We start from the raw sequence: 9,879 nt of genomic DNA, 5'->3' as shown, positions 1-9,879 counted from the left end.
GCCACGCCCAGATCACGCACCAGCACATCCATCGACCAGCCATCCACCGCGATGTGATGCGCCACCACCACCAACACAAACTCCGACCCCGACAACTCCAAAAGCCGCGCCCGCCACGGCAACCCGTGGCTCAGTTCGAAGCCCTCCGCCACTTCGGCGGCCAGGGTTCCACCAAGGTCCTCGGCGTCGATTCCGCTGACCGTCAGGCGGGGCCGGCCCGCCTCGCCGTGCAGGATCTCCTGGCGCGGCACCCCGCCGGTCTCGGGGAAGACCGTGCGCAGGCTCTCATGCCGGTCCGCAACGTCGCCCAGCGCTGCTTCCAGCGCCGCGACGTCCAGGTCACCCGACAGGCGCAATGCCAGCGGCACGTTGTACGCCGCGCCCGCCCCGGCCTCCTCCAGCCGGTTGAGGAACCACATGCGCTGCTGGGCATACGACAGCGGCACGACCTCCGGACGCTCCCGCACCGACAAAGCCGCCCGCGCACCACCACGCCCAGCATCGGCCAGACCCGCCAGACCCGCCACCGTCGGCGCCGCGAACAACTCACGAATGCTGACCTCCACGTCCAGAACGGCCCGCACCCGCGCGATCAACCGCATCGCCAGCAGCGAGTCACCGCCCAGCTCGAAGAACGAATCCTCCGCACCGACCGTCTCCAGGCCGAGGACCTCGGCGAACAGCCCGCAAAGGATCTCCTCGCCCGCCGTGGCGGGGCCACGGCTGGTGACCAGCCCGGCGAAGTTCGGGGCGGGAAGGGCGGCCCGATCGAGCTTGCCGTTGGCCGTGACCGGGAGAGCGTCCAACGAGACCACGGCCGCCGGGACCATGTAGTCGGGCAACCGCACCGCGACGCCCGTCCGCAGTTCCACCTCATCGACGCCGGCGTCGTGATCGGCGGGGACGACGTAGGCGACCAGCCGCTTCGCGCCGGGCCTGTCCTCGCGAGCGACCACCGCGACCTGACCGACCGTCTCGTGGCCGGCGAGGACGGCTTCGATCTCGGCGGGCTCGATCCGGAATCCGCGGATCTTCACCTGCTCGTCAGCCCGGCCCGCGAACTCCAGGACGCCAGCGGACGTCCACCGGCCCAGGTCACCGGTCCGGTACATGCGCCCGGAAGAGAAGGGGCACGCCACGAACCGCTCCGCGGTCAAAGCCACCCGGCCCATGTAGCCGCGCGCCAGCCCCGCGCCCGCGATGTAGAGCTCGCCGGTCACACCAGGCGGAACCGGCCGCAGGAACTCATCCAGCACGAAGACCTGGGTGTTGTCCATCGGCACACCGATCGGCACCGAGGCCAGGACGGCCCCCGCCTCGGTGAATGCGAGCTGCGTCGTGAACGCGGTGTTCTCGGTCGGTCCGTACGTCGTCCGCACGACCATGCCCGGATGGGTCTCCAGCAGCACCCGGATGGCATTGGCCGACACCACATCACCGCCGGTCAGCACCTCCCGCACACCGGCGAAGATCTCCGGCGACTGCTCGGCCAGCACCCGGAACAACCCCGACGCCGCAACAACATGCGTAACCCGCTGCTCCGCGATCAGCCGACCACGCTCAACCGCGTCCACCTCACCCGCAGGCACGACGACTAGCCGTCCGCCGCGCAGCAACGGCGCCCACACCTCATACGTCGACGCGTCAAAGGCATGGTTGGCCTGCACCAATACGACCCGCAACACATCATCACGCCACTCCCGATCGGAGCAGAACGCGACCACGTTGGCGTGAGTGACGGCGACACCCTTCGGCACACCCGTCGACCCCGACGTGAACATCACATACGCCAGCGAATCCCCCGACACCCGCACACCCGGACTGTCCGCACGAGACTCCCCGGTCAGATCCGCATCCGTCAGGACCAGCGAGACGCCCGCCTCGACGGCGACCGCCCGCCGCCGCTCCTCCAGCGGCACATACGCCCCACCAGCCTTCACGACGGCGAGCAACGCGACGACCAGATCGGCCGAGCGGTCCATCAGCACACCGACCAGATCACCCGGCCGCACCCCCCGAGCGATCAACGCGTGCGCCAGACCGTTCGCCCGCTCGTTCAACCCGGCGTAGGTCAGCTCCGCACCGTCGAACACCACCGCCACGGCATCGGGAGTCTCGGCCACCTGCCGCTCGAACAGTTCGGCCAGAGATGCATCGGGCACCGGCCGGGCAGTGCCGTTCCAGTCCAGCAGCACCCGACGCCGCTCGACCTCCTCCAGCACCTCCACATCACCGACCCGCACCCACGGATCGGCCGCGACCTGCTCCAACACCCGGGTCAACCGGTCTGCGAGTCCCTGAGCGGTCGCCTCATCGAACAGGTCGGTGGCGTACTGGATGCCGCCGTCGATTCCGGCCGGAGCGCCCTGCTCGTCACGCATCTCGGCGAAGGTGACCGACAGGTCGAACTTGGCGGCCTCCGCGCCGTCCGGCGGCGGAAGCGGCCGAACACGCAGTCCGGGCAGCAGCCAGGGCGTCTCCGCCTGGACGTTCTGGAAGGTCATCATGACCTGGAACAGCGGGTGCCGCGCCAGGGACCGGACCGGGTTGTGGTCCTCGACCAGCCGCTCGAACGGCAGGTCCTGGTGCGCGAAAGCCGCCAGGTCCGCATCCCGCACACGGTCCAGCAGCTCGGCGAACGACGGATCACCGCTCAGGTCCGTCCGCAGGACCAGCGTGTTCAGGAAGAACCCAGACAGATCTTCGAGGGCCGCGTCACCGCGTCCGGCCACCGGTGTGCCCATCGGAATGTCGGTGCCCGCACCCGTCCGGGCGAGCAGCGTCGCCAGCGCCGCCTGCGCGACCATGAACATCGTGACACCGCGCTGCCGGGCGATCTCGACCAGCCTCGCGTGCACATCCGCGTCCACCCGCACCGACACGGACCCACCGGCGAAGGACGCCTCCGCCGGACGGGGACGGTCCATCGGCAGGGCAAGCTCTTCCGGAAGGTCGGCCAGGGCTTCGCGCCAATGGCCGAGCTGAGTGGAGATCACGCTCTCCGGGTCGTTCAGGTCGCCGAGGACCTCGCGCTGCCAGAGCGCGTAGTCCGCGTACTGCACCGGCAGCGGGGCCCACTCGGGAACGCCGCCAGCGCTCCGCGCCGCGTAGGCGGTGCCCAGGTCGCGGGCCAGCACACTCATCGACCAGCCGTCCGCCGCGATGTGGTGGGCGACCATGACCAGCACGAACTCCGAGTCAGAGAGCTTGAGCAACCGGGTCCGCCACGGCAGCTCGCGCTCCACGTCGAACGCGCGGCCCATCTCGGCGGCCAGCACGTCGTCCAGGTCGCGTTCGCCGACCTGGGTGACCGGCAGAGCGGGCCGGCCGGCGGTGCCGTGAAGGATCTCCTGGCGAGGAACCCCGTCGGCTTCGGGGAAGATCGTGCGCAGGCTCTCGTGCCGGTCGGCCACATCGCCGAGCGCCGCCTCCAGCGCCGCGACGTCCAGATCACCCGACAGCCGCAGCGCCAGCGGCATGTTGTACGCGGCGCCCGCGCCGTCCTCTTCGAGCCGGTTGAGGAACCACATCCGCTGCTGGGCGTACGACAGCGGCAGAACCTCCGGACGCGACCGCGCCGCCAGTTCGGCCCGTACCCCACCCCTGTCGGCGTCCGCCAGACGCGCCACACCGGCGACGGTCGGCGTCGTGAAGAGGTCCCGGATGCCCACTTCCGCGTCCAGGACGACCCGGACCCGTGCGATCAACCGCATCGCCAGCAGCGAGTCCCCGCCCAGTGCGAAGAACGAATCCTCCGCACCGACCGTCTCCAGCCCGAGGACCTCGGCGAACAGGCCGCACAGCACCTCTTCGGTCGGTGTCGCCGGGCCGCGACCGGTGACCGCGACCGCGAAGTCCGGGGCGGGCAGCGCGGCCCGGTCCAGCTTGCCGTTCACGGTCACCGGCAGGGTGTCGAGCACCATCACCGCGGCGGGGACCATGTAGTCCGGGAGCCGTTCCGTCACGAAGTCACGCAGCATGCCCTCGTCGCACTGGCCGTTGGCCGGGACGACGTAGGCGACGAGCCGCTTCACGCCCGGCTGGTCCTCACGCGCGATCACCGCCGCCTGCCCGACCTGCTCGTGAGCGGCCAGCACGGCCTCCACCTCGGCGGGCTCGATCCGGAAACCACGGATCTTCACCTGCTCGTCCACGCGACCGGCGAATTCCAGTACTCCGGCCTCGCTCCACCTGGCGAGGTCACCCGTGCGATACATCCGCCCGCCGTCGAACGGACACGCCACGAACCGCTCCGCCGTCAGCCCGGCCCGCCCCACATACCCCCGAGCCAAACCCGCGCCCGCAATGTAGAGCTCGCCCACCACACCCGGTGGCACCGGCTGGAGGAATCCGTCCAGCACGTACGACCGGGTGTTGTCCATCGGCGCACCGATCGGCACCGAGGCCGGAACAGCCGCCGGGTCGGTGAAGGGGACCTGCGTGGTAAACGCGGTGTTCTCCGTCGGCCCGTAGGTCGTCCGCACGACCATGCCCGGGTGCTGTTGCAGCAGCGCCCGGATCGCGGCGGACGAGACCACGTCGCCGCCGGTCGAGACCTCCCGGACCCCGGCGAAGATCTCCGGGGACTGTTCGGCCAGCACCCGGAACAAGCCCGCTGTGGCATGCACGTTGGTCACCCCGTGCTCAGCGATCAACCGGCCACGCTCGACCGCATCCACCTCCCCCGGAGGAACGATCACCAAGCGGCCACCGCGCAGCAACGGCACCCACACCTCATACGTTGAGGCGTCGAACGCGTGGTTCGCCTGGACCAGGACCCGCTCGACCACCTCATCGGTCCAGCTTCCGTCCCCGCAGAACGCGACCACGTTGGCGTGAGTGACGGCGACACCCTTCGGCACACCGGTCGACCCCGACGTGAACATCACATACGCCAGCGAATCCCCCGACACGCGCACGCCCGGACTGTCCGCACGAGACTCCCCGGTCAGATCCGCATCGGTCAGGACCAGCGAGACGCCCGCCTCGGCTGCGACCGCCCGCCGCCGCTCCTCCAGCGGCACATACGCCCCACCAGCCTTCAACACCGCCAGCAATGCGACGATCAGATCGGCCGACCGGTCCATCACCACACCGACCAGATCACCCGGCCTCACCCCACGGCCGACCAGCGCATGCGCCTGACCATTCGCTCGGCCGTCCAGCTCGGCGTAGGTCAGCTCCGCGCCCTCGAAAACCACCGCCACGGCGTCCGGAGACTCGGCTACCCGCCGCTCGAACAACTCGGCCAGAGACGCCTCCGGCACCGGACGGGCCGTGTCGTTCCACTCCACCAGGACCTGGTGACGCTCGGCCTCGCCGAGCACTTCCACATCACCGACCCGCACCTGTGGATCGCGGGCGACCTGTTCCAGCACCCGCGCCATGCGGTCCGCCAGGGCCTGGGCGGTCGCCTCGTCGAACAGGTCGCGGGCGTAGTGGATGCCCCCGCTCATCCCCGCCGGAGCGCCGTCCGCGGTCCGGTGTTCGGCCAGCGAAAACGAGAGGTCGAACTTGGCCGACGCCGCTTCCTCCTCCGCTTCGACCAGCGGACGGGCACGCAGACCGGGCAGCTCCATGGGAGCTTCATCCTGCGGGAGGTTCTGCACGGTCAGCATCACCTGGAACAGCGGGTGCCGCGCCAGGGACCGGACCGGGTTGAGGTCCTCGACCAGCCGCTCGAACGGCAGATCCTGATGCGCGTACGCCGCCAGATCGGCTTCCCGCACCCGCCCCAGCAGCTCGGCGAACGACGGATCGCCGCTCACGTCCGTCCGCAACACCAACGTGTTGATGAAGAAGCCGGCGAGATCCTCCAGCACGGCTTCACCGCGGCCTGCGACGGCGGTACCGACCGGAATGTCGGTACCGGCGCCCAAACGCGCCAGCAGCAACGCCAACGCCGCCTGCGTCACCATGAACATCGTGACGCCGCTCTTCTGGGCGGTCTCCGTCAGCCCGGCGTGGGTCCGCGCGTCCACCTCGATCGGCACCGAGCCGGCCCGGAAGGTCGCCTCCGCCGGACGGGGACGGTCCACCGGCAGGGCGAGCTCCTCGGGAATGCCCGCGAGGGCCTCACGCCAGTGCGCGAGCTGCGCGGAGATCAGGCTGTCCGGGTCGTCGAGATCGCCGAGAACCTCGCGCTGCCAGAGCGCGTAGTCGGCGTACTGGACGGGCAGCGGCTCCCACTCGGGGGCACTCCCCGAACGCCGCGCCGCGTACGCCACGCCCATCTCGCGAGCCAGCACGCCCATCGACCAGCCGTCCACCGCGATGTGGTGCGCGGTCACGACCAGCACGTACTCCGACTCCGAGATCGTGAGCAGAGTCGTCCGCCAGGGCAACTCGCGGCCGAGGTCGAACCCGCGGCCCATCTCGGCGGCGACGGTCCCGCCCGCCTCACGCTCGTCGACCCGCACGACGGTCAGCGACGGCCGGCCCGCCTCACCGTGCAGGATCTCCTGCCGCGGCACCCCGCCGGTCTCCGGAAAGACCGTGCGCAGGCTCTCGTGGCGATCGGCCACGTCCCCCAGCGCGGCCTCGAGCGCCGCGACGTCCAGATCACCCGACAGGCGCAGGGCGAGCGGGACGTTGTAGGCGGCCCGGACGTTGCTCTCCTCGAGCCGGTTGAGGAACCACATGCGCTGCTGGGCGTACGACAGCGGCACGACCTCCGGACGCGCCCGCACCGCCAAAGCCGCCCGCGTGCCACCGGCCTGCTCGCCATCGGCCAGCCGAGCGATGCCCGCGACCGTCGGCGCGGCGAACAACTCACGGATATTGACCTCGACGTCCAGAACGGCCCGCACCCGGGCGATCAGCCGCATCGCCAGCAGCGAGTCACCACCGAGCTCGAAGAACGAGTCCTCCGCACCGACCGTCTCCAGCCCGAGGACCTCGGCGAACAGCCCGCAGACGATCTCCTCGGTCACCGTCGCCGGCCCTCGGCCGGTGATCTGCCCGGCGAAGTCGGGGGCCGGAAGCGCCGCACGGTCGAGCTTGCCGTTGACGGTGACCGGAAGCTCGTCCAGCGCCATCACGGCGGCAGGGACCATATAGTCCGGCAGTCGCGCCGCGACATGCGCTCGCAGCGCCGCCTCGTCCGCGCCGGTGTCTTCATCGGTGGGAACGACGTAGGCGACCAGCCGCTTCACACCGGGCCGGTCCTCGCGAGCGATCACCGCGACCTGACCGACCTGCTCGTGGGCGGCGAGGACGGCCTCGATCTCGGCGGGCTCGATCCGGAAACCGCGGATCTTCACCTGCTCGTCGGCCCGGCCCGCGAACTCCAGGACTCCGGCGGACGTCCACCGGCCCAGGTCACCGGTCCGGTACATGCGCCCGGAAGAGAAGGGACACGCCACGAACCGCTCCGCGGTCAAAGCCGCCCGGCCCATGTAGCCGCGCGCCAACCCCGCACCGGCGATGTAGAGCTCGCCGGTCACGCCAGGCGGAACCGGCCGCAGGAACTCATCCAGTACGAAGACCTGGGTGTTGTCCATCGGGAAGCCGATCGGCACCGGAACCGGAACCAACTCGGCGTCAGTGAAGGCGAGCTGCGTCGTGAACGCGGTGTTCTCGGTCGGTCCGTACGTCGTCCGCACGACCAGGCCCGGATGGGTCTCCAACAGCACCCGGATGGCATTGGCAGACACCACATCCCCGCCGGTCAACACCTCCCGCACACCGGCGAAGATCTCCGGCGACTGCTCGGCCAGCACCCGGAACAACCCCGACGCCGCAACCACATGCGTAACCCGCTGCTCCGCGATCAGCCGACCACGCTCAACCGCGTCGACCTCACCCGGCGGAACAATGACAAGCCGACCGCCCCGCAGCAACGGCGCCCACACCTCATACGTCGACGCATCGAAAGCATGGTTGGCCTGCACCAACACGACCCGCAACACATCATCACGCCACTGCCCATCGGAACAGAACGCAACCACGTTGGCGTGAGTGACCGCGACGCCCTTCGGCACACTGGTCGACCCCGATGTGAACATCACATACGCCAGCGAATCCCCAGATACGCGGACACCCGGGTTGTCCGCACGAAACTCCCCGGTCAGATCCGCATCCGTCAGGACCAGCGAGACGCCCGCTTCGGCTGCGACCGCCCGCCGCCGCTCCTCCAGCGGCACATACGCCCCACCGGCCTTCACGACGGCGAGCAACGCGACGATCAGATCGGCCGAGCGGTCCATCAGCACACCGACCAGATCACCCGGCCGCACACCCCGAGCGATCAACGCGTGCGCCAGACCGTTCGCCCGCTCGTTCAACCCGGCGTAGGTCAGCTCCGCACCCTCGAACACCACCGCCACCGCGTCCGGAGACTCGGCCACCTGCCGCTCGAACAGTTCGGCCAGAGATGCATCGGGCACCGGCTGGGCAGTGCCGTTCCAGTCCAGCAGCACCCGACGCCGCTCGACCTCCTCCAGCACCTCCACATCACCGACCCGCACCCACGGATCGGCCGCGACCTTGTCCAGAACGCGAACCAACCGGTCCGCCAGCGCCCGAGCGGTCGCCTCATCGAACAGGTCCGTCGCGTAGAGGATCTCTCCGCCGAGGCCGGCGGGCAGGCCGTCCTCGGTCCGATGGTCGGCCAGCGTGACCGACAGGTCGAACTTGGCCACCTGCGTTTCGTCCGGCGGAAGGGCTTGGGCGTGCAGACCCGGCAGGTCCAAGGGGGTCTCTGCCGACGGGACGGCGTCGACGCCCAGCATCACCTGGAACAGCGGATGCCGTGCCAGCGAGCGGGCGGGGTTGAGGTCCTCGACCAGCCGCTCGAACGGCAGGTCCTGGTGCGCGAAAGCCGCCAGGTCGGTCTCGCGCACCCGCTCCAGCAGCTCGGCGAACGACGGGTCGCCGCTCACATCCGTTCGCAGCACCAACGAGTTGATGAAGAAGCCCGCGAGCTTCTCCAAGCCCTCCTCACCGCGACCGGCGATCGCCGTGCCGAGCGGAATGTCGGTCCCCGCGCCCATCCGCGCCAGCAGCAGCGCCAGCGCCGCCTGCGCGACCATGAACATCGTGACACCACGCTGCCGGGCGATCTCCACGAGCGCGGCGTGCGTCTCCGCGGTCACCTGGATCGGTACGGCACGTCCCTGGAAGGACGGCTCCGCCGGACGCGCCCGGTCCAGCGGCAGGACGAGTTCTTCCGGAATCCCCGCCAGCGCCTGCCGCCAGTAGCCGAGCTGCGCCGAGATCACACTCTCGGGATCGTCCAGGTCGCCCAGCACCTCGCGCTGCCACAGCGTGTAGTCCGCGTACTGCACCGGCAACGGCTCCCACGCGGGGGCGGCCCCTGCCGTCCGCGCCGTGTACGCCACGCTCAGGTTGTTGGCCAGGACGCCCATCGACCAGCCGTCCACGACGACATGGTGCGCGACCACGATCAGCACGTACTCGGTCGGCGACAGCACTAGCAGCGTCGTACGCCAGGGCAGCTCCCGGCGCAGGTCGAACCCTCGCCCGACCTCCCTCGCGACGGCCGCGTCCAGTTCCTCTTCACCGATCTCGGTGACGACGAGCCCGGGACGGCCTTCCCGCCCCTCAAGGATCTCCTGACGTGGGGCCCCTTCGCTCTCGGGGAAAACCGTACGCAGGCTCTCGTGCCGGTCGGCCACATCCCCCAGCGCCGTCTCCAGCGCCGCGACATCCAGGTCACCCGACAGGCGCAGTGCGAGCGGGACGTTGTAGGCGGCGCCCGCGCCGGCTTCTTCGAGTCGGTTGAGGAACCACATGCGCTGCTGGGCGTAGGACAGTGGCACGTTCTGGGGGCGTTGGCGTGCGGTGAGCGCGACGCCGGTGTTGCCGGGCCGGTCGTTGTCGAGGATTCGGGCCAGTTCGGCGACGGTCGGGGCGCCG

At 70.2% G+C, this 9,879-nt stretch carries 1 protein-coding gene; it reads right to left on the bottom strand.

The window, feature by feature from the left end:
• Positions 1–9,879: non-ribosomal peptide synthetase (locus tag ACFPZN_RS54985; protein WP_378293214.1), on the bottom strand; the 9,879-nt coding region annotated here is incomplete at both ends.

The organism is Actinomadura rugatobispora (genome assembly GCF_042656285.1).
GTDB lineage: Bacteria > Actinomycetota > Actinomycetes > Streptosporangiales > Streptosporangiaceae > Spirillospora > Spirillospora rugatobispora.
This window is presented reverse-complemented; position numbering and strand designations above follow the sequence as displayed.